Below are 26,110 nucleotides of genomic sequence, written 5' to 3'. Positions count from 1 at the left end.
GGTACTTATTTTTGGTAACAGACTTATTTTCAAGGAGAATAATGGGATATTCTCTAAGTAATAGTCTTTCTATAGAAGGAGGTATAAAAGCTCTGAAAAAGGCCTTAAAGCATAGGGATAGAACTATTCCTTTGATACATCATTCTGATAGAGGTATTCAGTATTGTTGTAAAGAATATGTCCAACTATTGCAGAAAGAAAAGATAGATATCAGTATGACAGAGAAGGATCATTGTTATGAAAATGCTTGTGCAGAGCGTGTAAATGGGATATTGAAAGCTGAATTTCTCTTAGATAGGACATTTAATGACGAACAATTAGCTGAAAGAGCTGTTCGTTCGGCTATAGAGACTTATAACCAAGAGCGCCTACACTGGTCATTAGAGTTGAAGACACCAGATAGTATTTTCTTTAATCAAGTAGCATAAACATAGATATTATAGGCTATTAAAGATAAAAGCCATGCTTATATATGATTACAGAACTAAAGTTATTCCTGAAGTTACATAAAGTGTGACTTGATAAAAATGATGTTAAACAAATAACTAAAAGTGTCAACTAATTTTAGGACATGACACTAACTACTAATCACTAACAACTAACAACTAACCACTAATCACTAACAACTAACAACTAAAATTTGAACTACTTAGACGAACTTAATGAGGCGCAGCGGGCGCCTGTGGTACATAAGGACGGGCCTGTGATGGTCATCGCTGGCGCAGGCTCTGGGAAGACACGTGTGCTAACCTACCGTATCGCTTACCTTATGCAGCAGGGCGTAGACCCCTTCAACATCTTAGCGCTGACCTTTACCAACAAGGCTGCACGGGAGATGAAGGAGCGTATCGGGCGTATCGTGGGACCCAGTGAAGCACGTAACTTGTGGATGGGTACCTTCCACTCTGTTTTTGCGCGTATCCTTAGGGAAGAAGCTAGCAAATTGGGCTTTCCGAGGGATTTTACCATCTATGACCAACAGGATTCGCACCGACTCATCTCGGCTATTATCAAGGAGATGGGACTGGATAAGGACGTCTATAAATATAAGCAAATCGCCTCGCGTATCTCCTCCTATAAGAACAACCTCATTACTGTAAAGGCCTACTATGAGAACCCTGAACTGCAGGAGGCCGATGCGATGGCCAAGCACCCACGCTTGGGGGACATCTATCGCAATTATGTAGATCGTTGTTTCAAGGCTGGGGCTATGGACTTTGACGACCTACTACTGCGTACCAATGAGCTGCTGAATGTGTTCCCTGAAGTATTGGCCAAATACCAACACCGATTCCGCTATATCTTGGTAGATGAGTATCAGGATACAAACCATTCCCAGTACCTGATTGTCCGTGCCTTAGCCGATAGGTTTCAAAACATCTGTGTAGTGGGAGATGATGCCCAGAGTATCTACGCTTTCCGTGGGGCGAATATTGACAATATCTTCAACTTCCAAAAGGACTATCGCAATGTAGGTGTCTACCGATTGGAACAGAACTACCGCTCTACCCGCAATATCGTAGAGGCTGCCAACAATGTGATTGAGCACAACAAAGCCCGCTTGGAAAAGGTAGTATGGACAGCTAACGAAAGTGGCACCCTTATCAAGGTTCACCGCAGCCCTACCGATGCCGATGAAGGGCGCTTTGTAGCAGGAACCATCTTTGAAGAGGCCATGCAGCACCAGCTTTCCTATGGTGATTTTGCAGTGCTCTATCGTACCAATATGCAATCCCGTGCTATAGAAGATGCCTTGCGTAAGCGGGATATTCCCTACCGCATCTATGGGGGGCTGTCCTTCTACCAGCGTAAGGAAATCAAAGACCTCTTGGCCTATTTCCGCTTGGCTATCAACGAAAATGACGAGGAAGCCCTCCATCGTATCATCAACTTCCCCGCTCGTGGGATAGGTGATACAACTATGGAGCGACTTACCCTCTGTGCCAATGAGTTTAAGCTACCTATCTTTACCATTATCAAGCAGTTAGACCTGATGGACTATGGCCTTAAAATCAATGGGCCTACCCGTATGCGCTTGCTGGAGTTTGCCCATATGATTCAGAGTTTCCGTATCATGGTAGAAACACATGATGCTTTTACTCTGGCAGAGCATATTGCCAAGCGTACCGGTATCCTCAATGAGTTCAAGAAAGATGGTACCCCCGAAGGAATTGAGCGTCTACAGAATATAGAGGAACTTCTCAACGGTATTCGTGATTTCGTGGAGGGACAAAAAGAAATAGAAGAAGCCACTGGCTCCTTGGCCGAATTCTTGCAGGATGTGGCCTTGGCTACCGACCTTGACAAGGAAGTGGAGGACGATAATCGCGTATCTCTTATGACCATACACTTGGCTAAGGGCTTGGAGTTCCCGTATGTCTTTATCGTGGGTATGGAGGAAGATCTTTTCCCTTCGGCACTGAGCCAAAATACCCGTACTGAAATGGAAGAGGAACGTCGCCTTTTCTATGTGGCACTTACCCGTGCTGAAAAGCAGGCCTATCTGACCTATACCGAAAGTCGTTACCGCTGGGGCAAGCTCATGGATGCCGAACCCAGCCGCTTTATTGAGGAGATTGACGAGCGCTACTTGGAGTACCTCACCCCCAAGGATAGCTATCGCTACCGCCCGCTTATCAATATAGATGCTTTTGCCCCTGTGGATAAGAGCAAACTACGCCAGCAGAAGCCTACCAACAGCCCTCCTCCTGCCTATAAGAAGCCCAACGAAGAGCAACTCAAGAAGCTCCGCCTACAAAAACCAGAACAGGCCAAAGCTGTAGCCACAGGTGATATCCCCAATGTAGCAGTAGGCAACACCCTCCTACATGAACGCTTTGGCAAAGGAGTAGTTATAGATGTAGAAGGTAGTGGTGCTGACCGCAAGGCCAAAGTACGATTCGAAAATGGTGGAGAGAAAACACTGATACTGAGGTTTGCCAAATTTAAAGTCATTGGGTAATTGTCAATGGTTAATTGTTAATTGTTAATTGTCAATGGTTAATTGTTAATTGTCAATGAAACTAACCTCTAAAAAATCTCTTTATGAAAAAACTATACATATTATTACTTATGCTATGCTCTTTAGGGCAGGCATGGGGGCAGAAAAGCCTCTCTTGTGATGAAGTGCTTATCAATAGGACTAAAGGCACTGTCTCTTTCTATATCCAAAAGAAAGTGGGAACTTACAAAGAAGTATCTCTTACATTTCCTATGGCAGAGGGATACAAAAGAGGAGAAATTTTCAAGGCTTTCACCCCTACATGGAAAAAAGAAAAAGAATCGATTTCTCATGATGCCATTTACTCCCCTACTGAGGATAATGTCATTCGCTTGGAGGATATACATCCTGCTTCTTTGGAAGAATTCTTAGGAAAGAAATACTACCTATATAAGAACGAAGAGGAAGCCGTTTTTTTTTCTTTTATCAGTCCCTATACTGCACAAATAACAAAATTGAAATATGGGAAAAGTTGGTCCTTAGGTAAATACGTATCCTACCCTGATGATTCAGAAAAGAAATGGCGCATTAAGGAGATACAACACTATGCCCTATTTGTATTGGATATGGGGCACCAAAAGAAAATATATGGACTAATAGGTCTGAATGCTAGCGAAGATGTACATCTGCTTGTTCCCCTAAAGGATCAAACCCGTTTCCTTAATTATCATCCCTATTATTCTCCCTATTCCAATAGATTTTTCTTCTCAACTTCTTTAGAAGAAAATCCTGAAAATAGGCCTGCCGACCTTCGTAACAATTTTCACAATTTTCATCTGCACGCTTATTATCATACCATTCCTTGCGAAGATGGTAAAAAAATGCTGATAAACAGATTAGGAGATGCTGTTTTAGAAAAGAACTATGATTCCATAAGGATAGAGCGCCACTTTATTATTGCTAAGGATGGAAAACAGACGGATATCTATAACGCTTTTCTTGAAAAACTCAACTTAGGTGATGCAAAAGGAGCCTATCCTGTTCATGGAAATGATATATTACAAGTACTCAATGAAAAAGGTATTCATTACTATAACCCTATAGGAGAAGAAGTTTCCCCCAATGATTTCCATTCATATAGCCCTTGTGGGACACCAAGTATAGGAAGATTTGAGTGTGAATACAAACTCCTGAAAGGAAAGAATTGTTTTTCCTTGGAAGAGACCCTATACCCAGTAGGCTATAATGTTAAGAAGGAAGTCAAGAAGAAAGCAACTTATTATCTTAAAGGTACGCTCCCCTCTGACAAACTATCTATTTTGGATACCCACGAAGGAAGTCTCTATATCAAAGTAGAAAGAAACCAAAAAGAAGGTCTTTACGAATACAAAATCCCTAAAATTGGAGATAGATATACTCTAGAACGCTCTGATGGCAACTACGATGCCCATGAACTCATTGTTCCTATTTTTGATAATATCATCGGTGAGAATAACTACTTTCTTTTCTATAAGAAAGGAAAAGTAGGTCTCTATCCTCAGAAAGAAGCCTCCTATGACGAGTTAATCTATGAGCGTTATGGCAACTTCTATAGGTTCAAAAAAGGCAAAAAAGAAGGCTACTTAGATGCTCATACCGTTGAGGAATTTTATGAGTAATTAGGAAGATTGATTCCCCTGAACCTTTTTGAGTCACTCAATATAACCCCTACTTCTTCATATAATTGGTATATTCCCCGCTAAGCCCGCAAGTCTCTAAAAGCTGGGCGAGTACCTTATCCATTTCAAAGAGGGCTTGGTAGCCCTTGATCTCGATGGAGGCTAAGTATAGGTTGGCATCCGCTACATCAGTGGAAGAGGACAGTCCTTCGGAGAAGGCTTGATTACGTACCCGCACCAATTCACGGGCAAACTCCAAACTCTCTTGCAGGCTCTGTAGCTGTTCGCGCTGCTTCTCTATCTCAGTATAATATTTCTTGACTAAGGTCTGTACATCCTTTTCAGCCTGAGCGGTGAGTTGTTCTACACTTTCTCGTTGTGCTTTGGCTTGGGCTATTTTGTTCTTATCAGAGAATCCATTGAAGATATTCCACTGAAGGCCTACACCCACTACCCAGTTGTCAGGTTCGGTTAGGGGAAGGTTCTTTGACCAAAGGTATTTTTTTCCAATAAGTGCCACATCAGGTAAGTAGGCAGCTTGTTGTGCCTTAATATTCTGCTCGGTAAGCTCCTTTTTCAAATGTGCTTGTACAATAGCAGGATAGTTTTGCTTGGCTTGGGCTTGGTAATAGTCAAGTCGTTGTAAGGGAGCTACCTCAAAGAGCGGTGAAGTAAGAGAAGAAAGTACCATGACCTCCTCCCCTATGACCCCTGAGAGGGCAGTTCGTGCCAGTTCTATATCTTTCTGACAAGCGAGCACCTCTCACTGAGCATCGGTCACGGCTTTTTTGGCCTGCATGGTCTCCATAGGAGCTACCATACCGTTTTTCTCCAACTTCTGAGCGTTAGAATAGTGTTGCTCGGCTGTCTGTAGGGCTTTTTGTCTTACTTGCAAAGCCTGTTGGGCAAGTTGTAGTTGGAAATAGCGTTCGGCCAATTCGGAAATAAGCATATTTTCCGTTTTTTGGCTTTCTACCTTAGCTATTTCGTGATTGATTTGGCTTACTTTGTTCCCTACACGCACCTTTCCTCCCGCAAAGAGCACCCAGCGAAGGTCAGCAGAGACCTTCCAAATATCTTGCTCCTGAAACTGATAACTCCAGTCTTGGGCAAAAAGGGGCTGTAGTTGCCCTACCATACCTGTAAATATAGGAGCCAACATAGGTCGCATAGGAGCGGGGATATTGTTTGCTATTTGTCCCAAATGCGACTGTAGTTGCGCCTGTACTGGCTCTTTATACTTATTAAAGCTCAAGGAAAGTGGCTCGCTTAGGTGTGCATAGCTGGCATTGAGACTTAGCTGAGGCAGGTACAAACCCTTGTAGTTCTTTTCTGCATAGAGGGAGGCCTCGGCTTGCTTTTCCATGCCTTTGAGCTTCTGGTTGGCTCCACGCATACGTTCCAGAGCCTCTGGGAAAGAGAGCGATTGAGCAAAAGTTGGGTATCACAGAAGAACAATGGAAAGAAGAAGTCAAAAATTCATTGGTAAGATGTCAATGGGATCCTGAAAGAGACATCTATGGAAAACCAATAGGTAGAAGGTCTATACAACTTGGTATCCGAGGAACCTTTGTAGAAAAATATGTAAATGAATGGATTGTAAAGATTACTGATATCACCGAGGAAGTCAAAAGAATAAAGCAACATATTGACAAAGGAACTTTTACTAAAGACCTCCTACCTAAGGAACAAGAGTATATAATCCAGTAAAATTCTTGAATCTGGCGAAAGTATTTTATCCATAATAATTAGAAAAGGATATTTTTCCTTTTTTAATTATCTAAAGAATCCATAACAATACTGGTTTCTTGCTTTGCTGAAGTAGAGGATCCAAAAGCTTCATGAAAGCATTGGAAACAGCAGGACATCCCCAACTTAAAGGACTATAATGAGGATAAATCTCACTATCGGATACTTCCTCCCAAGAATGTAATACAATCAGTCGTTTCTGAGCATTGCTATTACTGTCTTCCAACCCTTCCAACCAATATTTTACCTTAATCCCCCATGAGCTATAATCACGCTTCCCTATTTTATATTTCCCTTTGGCAGAACAATGACTATTGACTTGATTACTGTATTGGACTTTTTCAAATTTGTCAGGATTGGAGGAAAATACATCACAACTACCATGAGTAACTAATTTCTCGTACAGATTTTTTTTCTGCTTGAAGTCATATACGAAAAAACGATTTTTCCCCGAATGCAACCTCAAATCAATCAGGAAATAGAAATCTTCATTCATCTGATGAGCCTTACAATAGGCTAAGGCAATTGAGTGCTGAGTAGTATAATCCTTAGGTAATTCTTGTGCTCCTAGTTGTTTTCCTTGCTGACAAGCAATACAAAACAACAATCCTAAATAAAAGAAAAAGTTTCTATTTTTTACTTTTCCACTTTGTAAAAACATTTTTATCATTATACCTGATTTAGTAGTGTTATCTCAACCAAGTTTTTCAAAGAAGCTCGAACCCTTTTTATAGCAACCGCCCTCTACTTCTTCATATAATTAGCATATTCCCCGCTAAGCCCACAAGTCTCTAAAAGCTGGGCAAGTACCTTATCCATTTCGAAGAGGGCTTGGTAAGCCTTGATCTCGATGGAGGCTAAGTATAGGTTAGCATCCGCCACATCAGTGGAGGAGGACAGTCCTTCGGAGAAGGCTTGGTTACGCACTCGCACCAATTCTCGGGCAAACTCTAAGCTCTCTTGCAGGCTCTGTAGCTGTTCGCGCTGCTTCTCTATCTCAGTATAATATTTCTTGACTAAGGTCTGTACATCTTTTTCGGCTTGAGCGGTGAGTTGTTCTACACTTTCTCGTTGTGCTTTGGCTTGGGCTATTTTGTTCTTATCAGAGAATCCATTGAAGATATTCCACTGAAGCCCTACACCCACTACCCAGTTGTCGGGTTCGGTTAGGGGCAGGTTCTTACTCCAGAGATATTTCTTCCCTATGAGCGCCACATCAGGCAGGTAAGCGGCATATTGTGCCTTGACATTCTGTTCGGTAAGCGCTTTTTTGAGGTGTGCTTGTACGATAGAAGGAAAGTTCTGCTTGGCCTGTCCCTGGTAATAGTCCAAAGAGCGCAAAGGTGCTACCTCAAAGAGCGGTGAAGTAAGAGAAGAAAGTGCCATGACCTCCTCCCCTATCACCCCTGAGAGGGCAGTTCGTGCCAGTTCTATATCTTTCTGACAAGCGAGCACTTCACGCTGAGCATCGGTCACGGCTTTTTTGGCCTGCATGGTCTCCACTGGAGCTACCATACCATTTTTCTCCAACTTTTGAGCATTGGAATAGTGTTGCTCGGCTGTCTGTAGGGCTTTTTGTCTCACTTGCAAAGCCTGTTGGGCAAGTTGTAGTTGAAAATAGCGCTCGGCTAATTCGGAAATAAGCATATTTTCCGTTTTTTGGCTTTCTACCTTAGCTATTTCGTGATTGATTTGGCTTACTTTGTTCCCTACACGCACCTTTCCCCCTGCAAAGAGCACCCAGCGAAGGTCAGCAGAGACCTTCCAAATATCTTGCTCCTGAAACTGATAACTCCAGTCTTGGGCAAAAAGGGGCTGTAGTTGCCCTACCATACCTGTAAATATAGGAGCCAACAGAGGTCGCATAGGAGCGGGGATATTGTTTGCTATTTGTCCCAAATGCGACTGTAATTGTGCTTGTGCGGGCTCTTTATACTTATTAAAGCTCAAGGAAAGTGGCTCGCTTAGGTGTGCATAGCTGGCATTGAGACTTAGCTGAGGCAGGTACAAACCCTTGTAGTTCTTTTCTGCATAGAGGGAGGCCTCGGCTTGCTTTTCCATGCCTTTGAGCTTCTGGTTGGCTCCACGCATACGTTCCAGAGCCTCTGGGAAAGAGAGCGATTGAGCAAAAGAAAGACTACTTAAGCAAAGAAAAACAGCGGTATAGATATGCTTCATTTTCAATAGGTTTTAAAGTAAATAATACGATTTAAGTTCCATGTGCAAAATTATAACAGTTTCCCCAAAAAACACCCTTTTCTCAGCACTAAGTTTTTAAGATAGATTAAAAATTAGTTGCCTTTGCCTGCGCGAATCACACTAAGGGTTTGTTGGGTAATGCCTAAGAAAGAGGCCACATGTCCCAGTGGTACTCTCAGTAGTATTTTGGGATAATTCTTCAAAAGGAAGTCATAACGCTCTTGAGCGGTTTGGAACTTTATGGCGTAAATCCTATTGGTCAAGTTCTTAAGGAAAGTAACCAATAGCATCTCCATAAAGCCTCTTAGCTTAGGGTGAGCATTGATAATAGCCTCTAGCTGAGTGAAGTCGGCCACACGTACTTTACAGTTTTCCAAGGCCTCCAAACCAAAAGGACTTGAGTTATGGAAATAAATAGGCTCTACGGACATATAGAAACTATTTTCCGCATGGAAAGCATGGGTAATATCCTTTTTATTCTTAGTATAGAACTGGCGGACAATACCCTCCTCTATATAAAACACCTCTTTGGAAGTGTTTCCCTCCTTGAGCAGAAGACTATATTTCTTGTATTGCCTATGCTCAAAGAGTGTATCGAGGAGTTCGAACGTTTGATTATCTATCTGGGTTTGCTCGTGTATATAATCTATCAGGTTCATAGTGCAAAGATACGAATTTATATTTGTCTTTTACTGATCCTCCTTTCAAAAAAAAATAAAAAAAAGTCTTATCTTTGCCATTCAATTTTTTTGTATGAGAAAGTTATTTTATAGCGGCATCTTTCTGCTTCTTGCCGCTTGCAACAGTGGAAAAGAAGCTGTAATGACCTATTCCAGTATCAAGGAAAAGAGCAATGATTTTCTCTTAAGTGGGAAGCTATTCTCTTGCCTATATCACCAGCAAGCTGCTGAGTATGATGCACTATGCTATCAGGCTTATAATTTGGCTCGCCTACGATTAGATGAAGCCCTTAGCAAAAAAGGGGATAAACCCTTAGCTATTATTAGTGATATAGATGAAACGTTCCTCAATACCTCTTATTATGTAGTAGGAATGACCGAAAAAGGCATAGACCATAGCAAAGAATCATGGGAAGAATGGACGGCCAAAGGTGAGGCAACCCCACTGGCTGGCGCTCTAGACTTCTTCCAATATGCTGATAGTAAAGGGGTTGCTATTTTCTATGTAACCAACCGTTATACTAATGAAAAGGAAGGTACCATAAAGAATCTTAAGGCTTATGGATTCCCTATTCAGGAGGCTAATCGGCTTGTCTTTCGCAGTGGTGAAAGAAGTAAAGAATCTCGCCGCCTAGAAATTGCTAAAAACTATGACATAGTCCTATTCCTAGGAGACAATTTAGCCGATTTTGATAAGGATTTTGATGTTCATTCTACTACAGAACGCGCAGAGGCGACTGCAAAAAACCAACAAAATTTCGGAAAGAAATACATTGTACTTCCTAATACCTTCTATGGTGAATGGGAAAATGTTCTTTATGACAACAAAAATCCATCCTTAAAAGAACGCAAGAATGCTATCTTGAAAAGACTTAAGAACAAACCCGCCCAATAGTTTTATTACTTTTCTCTCCTAAGAACCTTCTATCCTTATTTATTTATAGAAAAATAAGGATAGAACTTTTATTGCCCATACCGTCCATATCACACAAGCTATTGTTAACACCTATTAACGTTATGTTTTCGTGATTTTTAATTTTATTTTAACTTTCAATTAGTGATTATATTACATAGAAATATATACCTTTGCACTCCAAAAAAATCCGTTTTTTTAAGAATGAAAAAGTATATTTTTTGCAGTTTATTCTTGTTCTTTGTTTCTTGTTATGCTCAAAAGTCTACCACTGATGCACAGGAGCACTTTGTAAGTAACGGCAAGTTGTATGCTGCACTGTTTCAACAACAAGCCGCCGAATATGATGCCTTGTGCTATCAGGCTTACAACATAGCCCGCTTGAGATTGGACGAAGCCTTGGCCAAGCCTTCGGATAAGCCCCTTGCTATCGTATCGGATATAGATGAGACCTTTATGAACACCTCCTACTATGCTGTGGAATGTGGCAGAAATGGCACTGAGTTCGAGTATAAGACTTGGGAGGAATGGACCACCAAAGCCGAGGCTACTCCGCTGGCAGGTGCTGTGGAATTTTTCCAATATGCAGCCCAAAAAGGTGTCCAAATCTTCTATGTAACCAACCGAAAAGAGTCCGAGCGCAAGGGTACCACACTGAATATCAAGCGCTACCACTTTCCTTTCCAAGGAGATGACCACCTGATATTCCGTACAGCGGAAAGGAGCAAAGAGAATCGCCGCCTGAATATCGCTAAGAACTACGATATTGTACTTTTTTTGGGAGACAACTTAGGAGACTTTGACAAAGACTTTGACGCTACCACCCCTGAGGGGCGCAGTCAAGCGGTAGAAAAGAACCATAAACAGTTTGGAACAAAGTATATTGTACTTCCCAACACCTCTTACGGAGACTGGGAGAACGCACTCTATGGAGAAAATCCCCTCACCCTGAAAGAACGCAAAGAGCTAATCTTAAAAACACTCAAGGAAAAGCCAACCAAGTAATTCATTTATCCCTATATTCTTCGAAGGTTTCTTCTTTTTATAAGAAGAAACCTTTACTTTTTTTGGGAAGCAGCAACCTATTGGTTTAACTTTTTATTTATCCATGTTCTACAGAAAAAAATTCTTCTTATAGCCTATCTTGGTATGCTTTTTGCAGGGCTTAGTATTAGATTTCTTCCCACAAATGATTAATCGTTAAAAGCAATTTAGCTCTTTGAGTTATCAGCAAATCAAGTTAATCATGAAAAAATATTTAATCCTAGCAGTGGCTTATCTCCTTATGGGGTCATACGCCTGTGCTGTAATCGCACAAACAAAAAAAATGAACACCAAAGAAATCTATTTTGCAGGAGGGTGCTTCTGGGGAACCGAGCACTTCCTCAAACAAATTCGTGGAGTTGTCTCCACCGAAGTAGGCTATGCCAATGGAAATGTGGCCAACCCTACCTACAAACTCGTTTGTCAAGGCAACACTCAGTTTGCCGAAACTGTCAAGGTTGTCTATAACCCTTCTGAGGTATCTCTGTCCTTTCTTATCGATCTATACCTCAAAACAATAGACCCTACCTCTCTAAACAAACAAGGCAACGACAAAGGCTCTCAGTACCGTACAGGGATTTACTATAAGGACAAAGCTGACGAACCTATCATAAGGCAACAACTTGCCGCCCTTGCCAAAGGATACAGCAAACCCATAGTAGTGGAAAACCTACCGCTAAAGAATTTCTACGCAGCGGAGGACTACCACCAAGACTATTTGGATAAGAACCCACATGGTTATTGCCACCTCTCCCCTGCCCTTTTTGAGATGGCACGCAAGGCCAACCCTAAGAAGGCTGCCCCAAAGACAAGCTACACCGTCAAGGATAAGGCTACCCTCAAGAAAGAACTAACTCCTATGCAGTATGAGGTTACCCAAAATAGTGCTACCGAGCCACCTTTCCGTAACGAGTATTGGAACGAAAAGCGTGAGGGTATCTATGTAGATATCACCACAGGGGAGCCGCTATTCTCCTCTGCTGACAAGTTTGAATCGGGTTGTGGCTGGCCGAGCTTTTCCAAGCCTATTGACAAGAAACTTATCCAAGAACACCTTGACAAGTCGCACAATATGCTCCGTACCGAGGTCAGAAGTAAGCTCGGTAATGCCCACTTAGGCCACGTCTTCACCGATGGGCCAAAGGATAAGGGAGGACTACGCTACTGCATCAATAGTGCGTCCCTACGCTTTATCCCTAAAGAAGAGATGGAGAAAGAAGGGTATAGCCTTAAACTATTAGTGAAAAGTGAACAGTGAAAAATGAAAAGTCATTTACCTTTTCTCACTATTCATTATTCATCTTTCCAGATTTTCCAAGCCGCTTCAGCTTGTAGGACGAGCATGAGATAGCCATTGAGAATAGTAGCCCCTTGTGCTTCTCCTTTAGCAAGAAAAGCCGTCTTTTCAGGGTTATAGATAAGGTCGTACAAGAGGTGTTCCCTTGTTATCCACTGATAGGGAATGAGCGGAAAAGCCTCTACATTAGGGGAGGTTCCCAAGGGAGTCGTATTAATGATAAGAGAATGATATGTAATGATTTCCTTGGTAAGCTCAGTGTAAGAAATAGCTGTAGAAGAAGCCTCACGGGAAACCAATTGGTAAGGAATACCCAACTGGCTTAGCGCAAAAGCCACCGCCTTACTAGCCCCTCCTGTACCGAGAATCAGTGCGCTATGATGATGAGGTCTTAAGTGAGGTACTAAGGAATCACGAAAGCCTATATAATCTGTATTATACCCCTTGAGCTTACCTGTGGGGAGTACCTTAATCGTATTGCAAGCCTTAATGGCTATAAGTGCCTCGTCCTGCTGGTCTAACAAGGAAAGTACCGCCTCCTTATAAGGTATCGTTACATTCATTCCCACAAGAGTAGGTGTAGCAGCAATAAGTGCAGGAAGCTCCTCTATGGAAGGAATATCAAAGTTGATATACTCACAATTGGTAATTTGTTCTTTAGCAAATTTTTCTGCAAAATATCTGCGAGAGAAAGAGTAGGATATGTTGCGCCCTACTAAAGCAAAGGTCTTCATAGTTTTGAATTTTGAGATTTAAGTTATCCGTTTTTCACTATTCGCTATTCACTTTCCCGATAGGTGTCTTCCTCTCCTTCGAGGAGTTGCAGATAGCTTTTGTAACGGCTCCAGTGGAGTCTGTCCTCCTCAAGGGCTTGCTTAACAGCGCATTGAGGTTCGTTCAGGTGCAGACAGTTATGGAACTTACAGAGATGCTTAAGGGCAAAGAACTCAGGGAAGTAATCGGCCAACTCCTCTCGGTCAAAATCCACTACGCCTAAGCCCTTGATTCCTGGGGTATCTATGATGCGAGCATCAAATTCCAAATCATACATTTGGGCGAAGGTAGTGGTATGTTGTCCCTGTCCATGCAGCTCAGAGAGGGGTTGAGTCTTAAGCTGTAGGGAGGGCGAAAGAGCATTGATAAGTGTTGATTTTCCTGCGCCTGAATGGCCTAAGACCATAGCTGTTTTCCCCTGTAAGCGAGCTTTGACCTTGTCTATATTTTTGCCTGTTTGTGCAGAAATCCCGATACACTCATAGCCTACATCGCGGTACATATAAGCCAAGTACTTTACCTCGGCTAGCTCATCAGGGGTATAGGTATCTACCTTGTTAAAGAGCAATACGGCGGGAATGCTATAAGCCTCCGCTGTTACCAAAAAACGATCAATAAAGGCTGTATAGGTAGTGGGGTTATTGAGGGTTACCACAAGAAAAGCCACATCGATATTAGCAGCTAGGATATGTGTTTGCTTAGAGAGATTGACCGACTTGCGAATGATATAGTTCTCCCGTGGGGCAATCTCGGTAATGACACCCTCCCCTTTGGTCTCTGCCTCATAGAACACGACCTTATCACCCACGGCTATAGGATTGGTATTCTTTATTTCCTTGAGGCGAAACCTACCCTTGAGGCGACACTCATAAAACTGCTGGTCTTCTCCCTTGACCACATACCAGCTTCCTGTGGATTTGTAGACGATTCCATTCATAAGAAGTGAATAGTAAATAGTGAATAGTGATGCGCTTTTCACTCTTCACTTTTCATTTTTAGAGTTGCAAAGGTACAAAAAAAAGCAATAAGTATCGCTACTTATTGCTTTTTAGGTCATGAAAAACCATTCATTTACGCTTCTGCGTTGGTTTCAGGAGCCCATTCGTTGCAGAGCATCCCTTTAGCGGCATGTGATAGGTTGGCACATGCTGGTGTGTTGTACTTAGCACATGAAAGGCAATCTACTTCACCTTGAAGGCTTGGACGCATATTGAAGCTGTCGCAAGTGTGTTTGGACTCTACTTTGGTTTGGTGAAGTTTGCATACATTCTCCGCTGTCAAATTTTCGCAATTTACACAGCCGTTTACTAGTCTAATAGCCATAATTTTTCTTTTTAGTGTTAATAATCTGTCGTTGTTTTCTGGGTGCAAAGTTATGGCAAGATGTCTTTAGAAACAAAATAAATAACTCATTTTCAGTAATATGTATTTTGAATAAGTAAAAATTAATGACTAGTGACCAGTGGTAAGATGACCCAAAATCCAAAACGCTTGACTGATAATTTTTTTCAAATATTATTCGTATTTTTGTCCCTTCTAAAACCCCAAACGCTCATGATAAGATCCTTTTTTCTATCTCTTGCCGCTATAGGCTTTAGTATAAGCGCCGCTGCTCAGTGGCAACAACACATTGACTACCAGATGGATATTCAGATGGACGTGAAGACTTTCCAGTACCAAGGAAAGCAAGTGGCCGTTTATGAAAACCATTCGCCTGATACGCTGCGTACCATGTTTTATCACTTGTATCTCAATGCTTTTCAGCCTAATAGCCAAATGGATAAGAACATGCAGCAGGTACCCGATATGCCCGCCCGCTTTATGCACAATGCAGGCACGGAGGCCGAACCTAAATATATCAGTAAGCTCTCCCTGCTCAAAGAAAGCGAACAGGGGTTTATCCGCCTGCACTCCCTTATGCAAAATGGCAAAGCGGCATCCTACAAGGTAGTGGGTACCATTCTACAAGTAACCCTACCAGAACCGATTCTCCCTCAGGGCAAAGCAACTCTTACCATGGACTACACCGCTCAGATCCCTACCATGGGACTGCGTATGGGACGCAATAGCTCCGATGGGGTAGCACTTTCGCTCTCCCAGTGGTATCCCCGTATCTGCGCCTATGACAGCCAAGGCTGGCATCCCTACCAATATATATTCGGTGAGTTTTATGGGGATTGGGCAAACTTTGATGTGAAAATCACCCTTGACAAAAACTATATGGTAGCAGGTACCGGTACGCTACAGAATCCTGAGCAGATAGGCTTTGGCTACCAAAATATAAAGGAAGTAAAGACTCGCCAAAAGACCCGTACTTGGCACTTCAAGGCTGAGCGGGTGATAGATTTCTCTTGGGCGGCCGACCCTGCTTATCAGCATGATGTGGTAAAAACTAAGGATGGGGTGGAATTACACTTTTTCTATAAGAATTTCCCCGAAAGCTGGAAGCTATTACAACAAATCATGCCCGAAGTCTTGGATTTTTACGAGGCTAAAGTAGGCAAATATCCTTGGGATCATTATTCTTTTATCCAAGCGGGACAAGGAGCTATGGAGTATGCTATGTGTACCTTTATAGAGGGAGGCAAAGACCCTAAGACACTCATAAGAACGGCCTGCCATGAGCTAGCACACACTTGGTTTGAGCATATCTTTGCCATTGACGAACAGCAATATCCTTGGTTTGATGAGGGCTTTACTTGCTTCCTACAACTATGGGCTGATGCCGAAGTGGTACAGAAAGACCCAGTGGCCAACTTCTCCGACTCCCGCCGCAAGGCTTTCCTTGACTATATCCAAGACAACCAAGAGGAAGACCCCTCCATCCGTGCCGACTTCTTTGAGCGCACACGTTCCTATTTCAGTACTGCCTATGCCAAAGGGACTATGTTCGCCTCTCATTTGGACTACATTATCGGACGCCGAGCTATGGAGCGTACCTTCAAGCGTTTCTACAAGGAATATGCCTTTACTCACCCTACCCCTGAGAACTTTGTGCGCTGTGCTGAAAAGGAATCAGGCATGCAGCTCTTTTGGTTTCTCAATGAGTTCATGCACACCAATCACCATATAGGCTACTGCATAGAAAAGGTAGAAGCCAAAGGTGATAAAACCTTAGTTACTCTCAGCAAAAAAGGACGTATCCCTATGCCTCTAGACCTTATTGTTATTCCCAACGGACTGAAACCTTTCTCTCTATACATTCCTATCGACCTTACCTTTGGCGAGAAACCCAATCCCTTCATCAACATGGAACGCATCGTGCTACCCGTATGGAATTGGGCTGAAAACACTTACCAGTTCGAGCTGAACCTTCCCTTTACCAAAGTGAGAAACATCAGTATAGACCCACAGGAGTTTATGGCGGATACCAATGCGGAATGCCATAATTACTAGATAGTGACCAATGACGAGTGACTAATGACTAACGAAAAGTGAAAAAGATTTGTCACTTGTCATTTGTCATTTGTCATTAAATGTTGTATTTTTGCGCCCAAAAAAAGATGACCATCACTGAAATACAAAACGCTATTATTGAAGACTTTTCATTTTTAGAAAGTTGGGAAGACCGCTACGAATATATGATTGACTTAGGCAAGAGCCTACCGCTGATTGACCCTCAGTACAAAACAGACGAATACCTCATCAAGGGCTGCCAAAGTCAAGTATGGCTACATGCCGACAATCAGGGGGATATCATCCACTTTACAGCCGATAGTGATGCCATTATCACCAAAGGGATTATCGCTATTTTGATCAAAACCCTCTCTGACCAAAAAGCAGCCGATATACTGGCGGCCGATATGAGCTTTATTGATAAAATAGGCCTCAAGGAACATCTCTCCCCTACCCGTGCCAATGGGCTGGTGAGTATGATTGAGCAAATGAAACTCTATGCCAAAGCTATAACCTTAAAAAATAATTAAATCATGTCTGAAGAAAAAACACCTATTGATACCGACCTCATTGGCGAGAAAATCGTCGAGGTGCTCCATACTATTTATGACCCTGAAATCCCTGTGGATATATACGAACTGGGACTGATCTATGATGTGTTTATCAACGAAAACCACGATGTAAAGATCCTCATGACCCTCACCTCGCCCAACTGCCCTGTAGCGGAAGTACTCCCTCAGGAAGTCTATGAGAAGATAGGCAGTATTGACGAGATTAATGAAGTGGAAGTAGAACTCACCTTTGACCCGCCTTGGGGACAGGAGATGATGAGCGAAGAAGCCAAACTGGAACTCGGTTTCCTTTAATCCTTTATCCATGAGAAAGATAGCTGTAATCCCTGCCCGTCTTGAGGCTACTCGCTTCCCTAAGAAACTCTTACAGGACTTAGGAGGGCGCTCTGTCATAGAACAAACCTACCTGGCTACGGTGCGTACCGACCTCTTTGATGAGGTATGGGTAGCTACCGATAGTCAAGAAATTGAACAGAAAATCAAGACGATAGATGGAAAGGTCTTCCTAAGCCAAATTGCGCATAGTTGCGGGAGCAATCGTATTGCTGAGGCAGTGGAGATGCTCTCTGCGGATATTATCGTGAATGTACAAGGGGACGAGCCTTTTATCCAGAAGGAAAGTCTTGAACGTCTCTTGGAGGTTTTTGACCATGACCCCAAGCAGCAGATTGATTTAGCTTCACTAATGATGCCTCTAAAAGAATGGGAAGACATACAAAATCCTAATAATGTAAAGGTCGTGGTAGATAAGGAACAGTTTGCCCTTTATTTCTCCCGCAGCCCTATCCCTTTCAGAAGAGACGAGCAGGTCGCTTACACTTATCGCAAGCATATAGGGGTTTATGCTTTTCGCAAAGAAGCCCTGATGGCGTTCTATCGCCTTAGCCCTACTCCTTTGGAAGAGATTGAGAAGCTCGAACAGCTTCGCTACTTGGAGAATGGCAGGCGTATCAAGATGATACTGACAGAAGTAGAAAATGTAGGTATAGATACTCCCGAAGATTTAGAAAAGGCACGATTTTTGTGGAAGGACAGTGCTCCGACTTTTTAGCTTTTATTCATTAGTCTAATTTCTAAGAAATGAAACGTATTTTTTTGGCCGCTACCATGCTGCTTTCCTTTGCCAGCATAGCACAAGTACAAAACCGACAAGAGATGATTCGCTCTCAGAATCTGCAGAAATCTTGGGTTAAGAACATTCCTTTCCAAGCCCTCGAAATCAGTCGTGGGGCAGGGGAAATTATACAGGTAGAAAGAAACCCTAATAACCCTTATGAGCTGTATGTTGCCTTGGCCGAGTCGGGTGTATGGTATAGCGAAAACAATGGTGCGAGTTTCTCTCCTACTTTTGCTGACTTTATGACACCTCAAGCTGACGCTATGGCAGTAGATTGGGACAATCATACCCTATGGGTGGCCAATCATCAGGGAGTTTTCTTTAAAGAACAAGGCAAAGACTGGCAGGCTACTTCCCCTGTAGGCTATATTCTTGTACGCCAGATTACGCTGCTCTCCCCTACTAGCCTCTGCCTGAGTGCTATGGGTGAAGGAGACTCTATCCAAGGGGTACTCTGTACTACCGACAAGGGAAAAAACTGGAACCAGACCTTTGGGCAAGTAGGCGTTAATGAACTAAAAAAAGCACCATCGGCTCCCGAAATACTCTTCCTTGCGGCTTGGGATTGCGCTTTCAGTCCTTCCAATATTACTGCTGCGGGCAAGCAGTCGGGTATCTATAAAAGTAATAACGCTGGGGCTACATGGGAACTCATCACGGGTGCAGGTTCCGGTTTCCCTCAAGGGAACATCGGGAAAATATCCTTAGCTGTATTCAGCCCAACCTCTCTCTATGCACTGGTGGATAACCGCGAACGAGCCAAAGAGGATCCCTCCAACCTTAACCTACAAAGCCTTTCTGCTAAGGACTTCCTCGCCCTTGACGATGAGAGAATTAGCCAATATATATACAACCATTCGCTAGAGAAGAAATATTCGGTGGACAACCTCCGCGAGGCGGTACGCTCAGGTGCGGTAAAGGTTTCGGACTTGACCCGCTTTACCGATGCACTCCCCGCTGTCATCGGGGCTGAGATCTACTACTCGGCCGATGGTGGAAAATCTTGGGTGAAAAAGAACAACAAACCCCTGACGAATGTCTTTTATAACAAGGGATATGAAGTAGGTGCCTTGGCCGTAAATCCTAAGCAGGAGAACGAATTGTACCTCTCTGGGGTGCCTCTGCTTCGCTCTAACAATGGAGGAATCACTTGGACACTGCTCAAGGACAATCCTAAGGAGCAGAAAGTACATCAGCTATTTGCCGATGAGCGTCAACTCATTTTGGTAACTGACCAAGGCATGTTCCAGTCTCTTGATCAGGGGCGTACTTGGGCTAAGCAACAGATGCCACAAACGGCCTCTGTCATTTCCCTATCGATAGGGAAACCCGAAAATGATACTTTCTATACCAGCATCCTCAACGAAGGTGTCTTCAAGCATACAACCAGTGGCTGGTCTTTCCTAAGCCCTGAGAAGGGCGCTCTGGTAGTCACTCCAGAGAATAAGCTCTTCCTTTCTCAGCCTTTGGGAAGTATCCTCCCGCTAAGACAGAACAAGGTTACCCTCCCTTATGACAAAAAGACCAAACAGCGTTATCCTTTGCAAACAGCCTTAGCGCTCTCCCCTCAGAACAATACCATCCTCTATGCTGGGACTAACAGCCTATTCCAGTCACTTAACGAAGGTAAACAGTGGAATACTATCTCCCCGGACCTTACCAATGGTGATAAGGGGGGCATACTTTCCTATGGTACTATTTCAGCTATCTGCGAATCACCATTCCAGTTTGGTTTGCTATACACAGGTAGTGATGATGGTATGATCTACACCTCACAGAACGGAGGGGTTTCTTGGCAGATGATTTATTCCTCTTTCCCTACCCCCAACCATGTGGCTTGTCTGTTGGCTTCCAAGCATGCACAAGAGCGTGTCTATGCCATTTTGCAGAACGACAATCACCAAGCACTGCTTTTCCGCAGCAACAATATGGGTAAAAGCTGGGACAACCTCAAGGCCAATCTGCCTGAAGAGACACTCAATGTTATTGTAGAGGATCCCGCCAATGAGCAAGTGCTCTATTTAGGTACTGAAAACGGCTTATATGTATCCTTTGACATGGGAGAAAAGTGGCACCCCTTCAAGGAAAACCTACCTCGTAGCTCAGTGAGTGCCATTGCTATCAACCCTCAGAACAATCAGTTATATGTAGGTACCAAAGGGCATGGATTCTTTACGGCCAATGTTACCTCCCTAAGAGAGCTGCGTGCGGCTGTACAAGCTCAATTATTCTACCCACTCAAGGAAACTTATACCATTGCCTACTCACCCAAGTGGGGGAATACGCCTAGTCCTTGGCAGGCAGCTGAAGAACCTGTGCTATACTTAGAGTCCTTTGCCTCCAAAGATAATAATACGATCAAGATCAGTGTGGTTAAGAACAAAATCACCCTCGCCAAGTTCACTTATCAGACCAAAGTAGGGTTCAACTTTATTCCTTTTGACCTAACCTTTGTAGAAGATGGCCGTATTGCTTACGAAAAGAAACTCTTGACCACTTTCAAAAAAGCCGACAATGGAAAGTATTACCTACCCAAGGGTAACTACCAAATCATCTTTGAGAGCGATGGCTTTGAGGAAGAACGTACTTTAGTAATAGAATAAGGTTTGTTTTTTGCAAAGTGTGTTAAAAACAAGGAAATCCTTTTAGGAATCAAAAAAAAATTGTACCTTAGCTCTGTAAAAATAAAACTAATTTTCCCCTTTAAACAATAGTTATGTACACAGTTTTTTTTGATGATAAAAAGATATTGGTAACCAATACCTTAAAGAAAACTTATAAAAAGAAATATCGTATTTTCACCCTTAAGGATCTTTCTGTAGAGGCCTTTGTAAAAAAGATTGATGGATATAAATCAGGTAAATTCCTATTCTATATAGATAGCCATGACCCACTTAAGGAATTTGAAAAAGCCTTTACCCTGATACAAGCAGGAGGAGGAGTGGTTCGCAACCCTCAGGGACGCATCCTCTTTATCAAACGAAGAGGAAAGTGGGACTTGCCCAAAGGGAAATTGGAAACAGGGGAAGATATAAGCGAATGTGCCCAAAGGGAAGTAGAGGAAGAGACTGGGGTCAAAGGCCTGTTTGTCTTGGGTAAGCGAGTGATTACCTACCATATCTATAAGCAAGACCAACGTTGGTACCTGAAAGAAACCCATTGGTACAACATGTATAGTGATGGCCGAGAGGATCTCCGCCCCCAAAAAGAAGAAGATATAGAAGTATGTGCATGGAAAAAGCCTAAAAAACTCAAGAAGTTGCTAAAGAATTCTTTCTCCAGTCTCCGAGAAGTATTCAAAGGAGAATTTTGATAATTGTCAATTATTAATTGTTAATTGTTAATGCTACTATAACTCTTAAATACTAAAAACTAACCACTAATCACTAACAACTAAAAACTAAAAACTAAAAATATGTATTGGACATTAGAACTTGCCTCTTATCTCAGTGATGCGCCTTGGCCTGCTACCAAGGAAGAGATTATTGATTATGCGCTCCGTACAGGAGCCCCTATGGAAGTGGTGGAGAACCTCGAAGCCCTTGAGGACGAAGGAGAAATCTACGAGTCTATTGAGGAAATTTGGCCAGACTATCCCACGGAAGAGGATTATCTTTGGAACGAAGATGAATATTAATTTAATAAAGAGATGTGTATCATCTCTTTTTTTATCCTTATGAGCAACATTGATATTATATTGGGGATTCTCCTCTCCATTGGGATTGTACGCGGATTTATGAAGGGTTTTGTTTGGGAAGTAGCCTCCCTATTGTCTGTATTCGTGGCATTATGGGTGGCTATACACTTCTCAGCTATGGCTGCGGGCTACCTCAGCGAGGTGTTTTCTCTTTCTATGAAGACTAATCAGGTGATTTCCTTCGTTATTGTCTTCCTTTTAACCTTTGTAATGGTAAGAACTACAGGAAAAATGCTTACCAAAATCCTGGAAAGTGTTTCCTTAGGGTTACCTAACCGTATCGCTGGGGCTGTCTTCGGTATGTTCAAGTGGTCACTTATCGTAGGTACCAGTCTTATGTACCTCAACCGAGGTGCCCTTGAGCTGATTCCCAAGGAAAGCAGCGACCATTCACTACTCTATGCCCCTATTATGGAGATGAATGACTGGATTCGTACCCATATCTTCCAGTACAAAGACCTCTTGCCTAAGATAGGTGAGCAGACCTCCCCTATGGTTCAAAGTTAAAAAAAAATTAATTGATTAGTTTTTCCCCACAATTTACTGTAACTTGCGTTGTTTTTGTATCACCTTATTAAGAATCGTTAAAATGAATTGGAAACCACTGCTTCTTTCTCTTATAGGCTGCCTTTCCCTAACGGCTTGCCAATGGCTAAGTTCTACGCCCAAGGACAGTAAGGTGGTTGCCAAGGTAGGCAATTACTACCTATATGAGGAGGATATCCAAAAACTACTCCCTAAGGAGCATACCCTTGAGGACAGCGTACGCATTGTTACCCCTTATATCAACAATTGGGCGCTGCAAAAACTGCTTTTCCTCAAGGCCGAAACGAATATCCCCAATAGCAAAAAAGAAGAGTTCGAACAATTGGTCAGTGAGTATCGCAATGACCTATATACTCAGTTCTACTTAGACTTGCTCTCCCGCCAGGTGGACACCCTTATTGGCCGAAAGGAAAAAGAGGAATTCTATGAGAGAAACAAGGAAATCTTCAAGCTCACCGAGGATTTAGTACAACTTAGATTCATACAGCTCTCCCCCAAGGACTTAACCGCTAAGCTCTCCTCAGCTTTCAAGACTTATTCCCAAAAAGATAGGCGGTATATTGACTCTCTAAGCCCTCACTTTACCTCCTCCTTCCTCAACGACAGTATCTGGATCAGAGCCACAGAGGTAAAAGAAAAGATCCCTGCCCTGGCGACAAAAATCGGTAAAGGGACTGCCCAGCAACTCATTGAACAAAGAGACTCCACATCCGTATATCTGCTCAAGGTCAATAAGTACTTGGACAATACCGACTACGCCCCTATGGAGTACGCCTACCCTACCCTGAAACAAATCATCTTAAACAAACGCAAAAACACCTATATCAACAACTTAGAAAAAGAAATTATCAATGACGCTATTGAGAACAAACAATTTGAACTCTATGAACAGAATTAGTATTACCTGCCTATTATTCCTGACAACCCTTTTTGCTATCAGCCCCTTACAAGCACAATCTCATAAAGAAAAGATAGATGGGGTGGCCTCCGTCGTAGGAGATTATCTCATTTTGGAAACGGATATTGACCGTGCTTTGATAGAACTCCGCTCCCAAAATGTAGATACCAAAGGGATAACCCGTTGCCAGCTCTTGGGAAAGCTCATGGAGGACAAGCTCTATGTAAGCCAAGCTATCCAGGATAGTATCAAGATTTCCGATACAGACATCCGCGATGGGGTAAACCGCCGTATTGAGTTCCTCGTGGAGCAGCTAGGAGATATCAAAAAAGTAGTGGAGTTCTATCACAAGGACGACGAGCAATCCCTACGCGACGAACTCTTTGAGATTCTACGCCAGAACGAACTCAGCTCCCGTATGAAAGCTAAAATCGTGGAGAATATAGAGGTTACTCCAGAGGAGGTAAAACAATTCTTCAACAAAATACCTAAGGACGAACTCCCTACCATAGGCACCGAACTAGAGATTGCCCAAATCGTTATAGAACCTAAAGCCCCACAGAGTGAGGTGGATAAGGTCATCTCTCAACTCAAGGAAATCAAAAAAGATATCGTAGAGAATGGAGCAAGTTTCTCTACCAAGGCGATCCTATATTCTGCTGACCGTGCCACAGGAGGTAAAGAGCTGACTTTCAATAGGCGTTCGAGCTTTGCCAAGGAGTTCAAGGACGTGGCTTTCTCTCTACAAGAAGGGGAAATCTCCGACCCTTTCAAGACTGATTTTGGTTGGCATATCCTACAGGTGGTCAAGATCAGAGGAAAAGAAGTCTCTGTACGCCATATTCTTATGGTACCACAGATTCCTGATGCGTCCTTGGAAGAAGCTAAAAAGAAAATTAACGACATACGTGAGAAGATTATCAACAAGGAGTTTACCTTTGCCGAAGCGGCTAAAAACTTCTCCGACGAAAAAGAAACCAAAGAGGACGGCGGACAGCTGCTCAACCCCGAAGACTATTCTACCAAGTTCGAACTCACCCGTATGGAACCTATGCTCTACTCTCAAGTCTCTTCTCTGAAAGACGACGAGGTCTCTTTCCCTATCGTAGATGAGGACAGAACAGGTAGAAAGATGTACAAGATCTATCGTGTAACCAATCGTATAGGCGAACATACTGCCGATTTTGTCAAGGACTATACCCGTATCCGCGAGTTGGCACTCAAAGAAAAACAACTCGAAGCCATACAAAAATGGATCAAGGAAGCCATCAAAAAGACTTTCGTTTCCGTAAAAGGAGAATATAGAAAATGTAACTTCTCCAATAACTGGCTCAAAAAGTAAGTACTAAACAGCGAATAAGACATAAAATATTTTAGACTCTTTATTGTGTATGTCATTTATTTTTCGTAATTTTGACATCATCAATCATAATCACCTAATAAAAATATTTTTATGAAAGTAACCGTAGTAGGTGCCGGTGCAGTCGGCGCTAGTTGTGCAGAGTATATTGCACTTAAGAATTTCGCATCAGAAGTTGTTCTGGTGGACATTAAGGAAGGTTTTGCTGAAGGTAAAGCCATGGACCTTATGCAAACTGCTTCTCTTAATGGTTTTGACACACGTATCAAGGGTGTTACAGGCGATTATTCCCAAACCGCTGGAAGCGATGTAGCTGTGATCACCTCTGGTATTCCTCGCAAGCCAGGTATGACCCGTGAGGAACTCATTGGTACCAATGCCAATATCGTAAAATCGGTAGTAGAACAATTGGTAAAATACTCTCCCAATGTAATTGTGATCATCGTAAGTAACCCTATGGATACTATGGCTTATTTGGTTCACAAAGCAACCAAATTGCCTAAGAATCACATCATAGGTATGGGTGGTGCTTTGGATTCTGCTCGTTTCAGATATCGCTTAGCAGAAGCGCTCAATGCGCCTATCTCCGATGTAGATGGTATGGTAATCGCTGCTCACAGCGATAGCGGTATGCTACCACTTACACGTTTGGCTACCTATCGTGGCGTACCTGTAAGTGAATTCCTATCCGAAGAACGTCTCGCTAAAGTGGCTGAAGATACCAAGGTAGGGGGTGCTACTCTTACCAAACTCTTAGGTACTTCCGCTTGGTATGCTCCAGGAGCCGCTGTTTCTGCCCTAGTACAAGCCATCGCTTGTGATCAGAAGAAACTCTTCCCTTGTTCTGTCCTTCTCGAAGGCGAATACGGACAGAAAGATGTCTCTGTTGGGGTACCTGTCATAATCGGCAAAGATGGTGTTGAAAAAATCGTAGAGATAGCACTCAACGATGCTGAAAAAGCCAAATTCAGCGAAAGTACTCAAGCCGTACGCGAAGTCAACAAAGCTCTAGATGGCGTGATTTAAAAGAGATAAAAAACTTATCTCATCTGCATAAATAGAGGTTAAACAGAGAGGGTGCTTTCTCAAAAGCACCCTCTCTATCTAGATAAGCCTTGTATTAACGTGAGTTCAATATAACGAAAGCTCCCACATACCCAGTCGAACTCACGTTAGAATACTATCAATATCTTCTATGGGATGGATTGGATACAACTAATAAATATAGACACAAAAGTCCTTCTGAAAGAGATATAATACTCAAAACAG

The 26,110-nt window shown here is 42.7% G+C and carries 24 protein-coding genes and 1 pseudogene; 18 read left to right on the top strand and 7 right to left on the bottom strand.

The features are described 5' to 3' along the window. The 3 genes from HMPREF1154_RS01370 to HMPREF1154_RS01360 all read left to right on the top strand — a co-directional run. Window positions 1-428, top strand: a 428-nt coding sequence (locus HMPREF1154_RS01370) for a DDE-type integrase/transposase/recombinase (RefSeq protein WP_157231228.1), incomplete at its 5' end; no start/stop codon positions are given. Between the two features lie 212 nt (window positions 429-640). Then, window positions 641-2,962 (top strand): ATP-dependent helicase, encoded by a 2,322-nt coding sequence (locus HMPREF1154_RS01365; RefSeq protein WP_009640656.1) that lies wholly within the window; start codon window positions 641-643, stop codon window positions 2,960-2,962. Between the two features lie 83 nt (window positions 2,963-3,045). After that, window positions 3,046-4,599, top strand: a complete 1,554-nt coding sequence (locus tag HMPREF1154_RS01360; protein ID WP_009640672.1) for a hypothetical protein — start codon at window positions 3,046-3,048, stop codon at window positions 4,597-4,599. Between the two features lie 49 nt (window positions 4,600-4,648). On the opposite strand, the pseudogene HMPREF1154_RS01355 reads toward HMPREF1154_RS01360, so the two are convergent. Beyond that, window positions 4,649-5,995: pseudogene (locus HMPREF1154_RS01355) on the bottom strand (TolC family protein). Window positions 5,996-6,036: 41 nt separating this feature from the next. Between HMPREF1154_RS01355 and HMPREF1154_RS01350 the strand changes: the two are divergent. Further along, window positions 6,037-6,309: a DUF4291 family protein gene (locus HMPREF1154_RS01350; protein ID WP_009640709.1), complete on the top strand. Its 273-nt coding sequence runs from the start codon at window positions 6,037-6,039 to the stop codon at window positions 6,307-6,309. A 70-nt stretch (window positions 6,310-6,379) separates the two neighbouring features. Here HMPREF1154_RS01350 and HMPREF1154_RS01345 read toward each other — a convergent pair whose 3' ends face one another. The 3 genes from HMPREF1154_RS01345 to HMPREF1154_RS01335 form a co-directional block, all read right to left on the bottom strand. After that, window positions 6,380-7,009 carry a murein L,D-transpeptidase catalytic domain-containing protein gene (locus HMPREF1154_RS01345; RefSeq protein WP_009640711.1) on the bottom strand — a complete coding sequence of 210 codons (630 nt, stop codon included), beginning with the start codon at window positions 7,007-7,009 and terminating at the stop codon, window positions 6,380-6,382. Between the two features lie 83 nt (window positions 7,010-7,092). Continuing rightward, the gene (locus HMPREF1154_RS01340; RefSeq protein WP_009640679.1) at window positions 7,093-8,526 is read right to left on the bottom strand and encodes a TolC family protein; all 1,434 of its coding nucleotides are present in this window, start codon (window positions 8,524-8,526) and stop codon (window positions 7,093-7,095) included. 113 nt (window positions 8,527-8,639) lie between these two features. Continuing rightward, window positions 8,640-9,206: a Crp/Fnr family transcriptional regulator gene (locus HMPREF1154_RS01335; protein WP_009640707.1), complete on the bottom strand. Its 567-nt coding sequence runs from the start codon at window positions 9,204-9,206 to the stop codon at window positions 8,640-8,642. Window positions 9,207-9,300: 94 nt separating this feature from the next. Here HMPREF1154_RS01335 and HMPREF1154_RS01330 point away from each other — a divergent pair, with 94 nt between their 5' ends. From HMPREF1154_RS01330 to msrB, 3 genes are all read left to right on the top strand, one after another. Continuing rightward, window positions 9,301-10,122, top strand: coding sequence for a 5'-nucleotidase, lipoprotein e(P4) family (locus tag HMPREF1154_RS01330; protein ID WP_034566641.1), 822 nt, complete (start codon window positions 9,301-9,303; stop codon window positions 10,120-10,122). 222 nt (window positions 10,123-10,344) lie between these two features. Continuing rightward, the gene (locus HMPREF1154_RS01325; protein ID WP_009640718.1) at window positions 10,345-11,145 is read left to right on the top strand and encodes a 5'-nucleotidase, lipoprotein e(P4) family; all 801 of its coding nucleotides are present in this window, start codon (window positions 10,345-10,347) and stop codon (window positions 11,143-11,145) included. A gap of 241 nt (window positions 11,146-11,386) precedes the next feature. Next, a complete protein-coding gene (gene msrB / locus HMPREF1154_RS01320) occupies window positions 11,387-12,442 on the top strand; it encodes a peptide-methionine (R)-S-oxide reductase MsrB (protein ID WP_157231227.1) in 1,056 nt (351 codons plus the stop codon). A gap of 35 nt (window positions 12,443-12,477) precedes the next feature. Here msrB and HMPREF1154_RS01315 read toward each other — a convergent pair whose 3' ends face one another. From HMPREF1154_RS01315 to HMPREF1154_RS01305, 3 genes are all read right to left on the bottom strand, one after another. Further along, a complete protein-coding gene (locus tag HMPREF1154_RS01315; RefSeq protein WP_009640658.1) occupies window positions 12,478-13,215 on the bottom strand; it encodes a shikimate dehydrogenase family protein in 738 nt (245 codons plus the stop codon). Window positions 13,216-13,259: 44 nt separating this feature from the next. Then, window positions 13,260-14,192, bottom strand: coding sequence for a ribosome small subunit-dependent GTPase A (gene rsgA / locus HMPREF1154_RS01310; protein WP_009640729.1), 933 nt, complete (start codon window positions 14,190-14,192; stop codon window positions 13,260-13,262). Window positions 14,193-14,326: 134 nt separating this feature from the next. After that, window positions 14,327-14,578 (bottom strand): hypothetical protein, encoded by a 252-nt coding sequence (locus HMPREF1154_RS01305; RefSeq protein WP_034566638.1) that lies wholly within the window; start codon window positions 14,576-14,578, stop codon window positions 14,327-14,329. Window positions 14,579-14,809: 231 nt separating this feature from the next. On the opposite strand from HMPREF1154_RS01305, the gene HMPREF1154_RS01300 reads away from it, so the two are divergent. From HMPREF1154_RS01300 to HMPREF1154_RS01250, 11 genes are all read left to right on the top strand, one after another. Then, on the top strand, window positions 14,810-16,651 hold the full coding sequence (locus tag HMPREF1154_RS01300; RefSeq protein WP_009640699.1) for a M1 family metallopeptidase: 1,842 nt from the start codon (window positions 14,810-14,812) through the stop codon (window positions 16,649-16,651). Window positions 16,652-16,758: 107 nt separating this feature from the next. After that, complete coding sequence (locus HMPREF1154_RS01295; RefSeq protein ID WP_034566654.1) at window positions 16,759-17,181, top strand: SufE family protein; 423 nt, start codon at window positions 16,759-16,761, stop codon at window positions 17,179-17,181. A gap of 3 nt (window positions 17,182-17,184) precedes the next feature. After that, window positions 17,185-17,517, top strand: coding sequence for an iron-sulfur cluster assembly protein (locus HMPREF1154_RS01290; RefSeq protein ID WP_009640708.1), 333 nt, complete (start codon window positions 17,185-17,187; stop codon window positions 17,515-17,517). Window positions 17,518-17,527: 10 nt separating this feature from the next. Next, a complete protein-coding gene (kdsB, locus tag HMPREF1154_RS01285) occupies window positions 17,528-18,274 on the top strand; it encodes a 3-deoxy-manno-octulosonate cytidylyltransferase (protein ID WP_009640689.1) in 747 nt (248 codons plus the stop codon). A 29-nt stretch (window positions 18,275-18,303) separates the two neighbouring features. After that, complete coding sequence (locus tag HMPREF1154_RS01280) at window positions 18,304-20,943, top strand: VPS10 domain-containing protein (RefSeq protein WP_009640682.1); 2,640 nt, start codon at window positions 18,304-18,306, stop codon at window positions 20,941-20,943. A 113-nt stretch (window positions 20,944-21,056) separates the two neighbouring features. After that, window positions 21,057-21,653 carry an NUDIX hydrolase gene (locus HMPREF1154_RS01275; RefSeq protein ID WP_009640693.1) on the top strand — a complete coding sequence of 199 codons (597 nt, stop codon included), beginning with the start codon at window positions 21,057-21,059 and terminating at the stop codon, window positions 21,651-21,653. 102 nt (window positions 21,654-21,755) lie between these two features. Next, window positions 21,756-21,977, top strand: coding sequence for a DUF2795 domain-containing protein (locus tag HMPREF1154_RS01270; RefSeq protein ID WP_002666276.1), 222 nt, complete (start codon window positions 21,756-21,758; stop codon window positions 21,975-21,977). A 39-nt stretch (window positions 21,978-22,016) separates the two neighbouring features. Next, window positions 22,017-22,544: a CvpA family protein gene (locus HMPREF1154_RS01265; protein ID WP_232211956.1), complete on the top strand. Its 528-nt coding sequence runs from the start codon at window positions 22,017-22,019 to the stop codon at window positions 22,542-22,544. 82 nt (window positions 22,545-22,626) lie between these two features. Then, entirely contained in the window at window positions 22,627-23,481 is an 855-nt protein-coding gene (locus tag HMPREF1154_RS01260) for a hypothetical protein (RefSeq protein ID WP_009640687.1), read from the top strand. Beyond that, window positions 23,468-24,823 carry a peptidylprolyl isomerase gene (locus HMPREF1154_RS01255; RefSeq protein ID WP_009640710.1) on the top strand — a complete coding sequence of 452 codons (1,356 nt, stop codon included), beginning with the start codon at window positions 23,468-23,470 and terminating at the stop codon, window positions 24,821-24,823. Before HMPREF1154_RS01260 ends, HMPREF1154_RS01255 begins: the two co-directional genes overlap by 14 nt. A 111-nt stretch (window positions 24,824-24,934) precedes the next feature. Beyond that, the gene (locus HMPREF1154_RS01250; protein WP_016420757.1) at window positions 24,935-25,867 is read left to right on the top strand and encodes a malate dehydrogenase; all 933 of its coding nucleotides are present in this window, start codon (window positions 24,935-24,937) and stop codon (window positions 25,865-25,867) included. Window positions 25,868-26,110: the final 243 nt, after the last annotated feature.

This window comes from Capnocytophaga sp. CM59 (genome assembly GCF_000293175.1).
Lineage (GTDB): Bacteria > Bacteroidota > Bacteroidia > Flavobacteriales > Flavobacteriaceae > Capnocytophaga > Capnocytophaga granulosa.
This window is presented reverse-complemented; position numbering and strand designations above follow the sequence as displayed.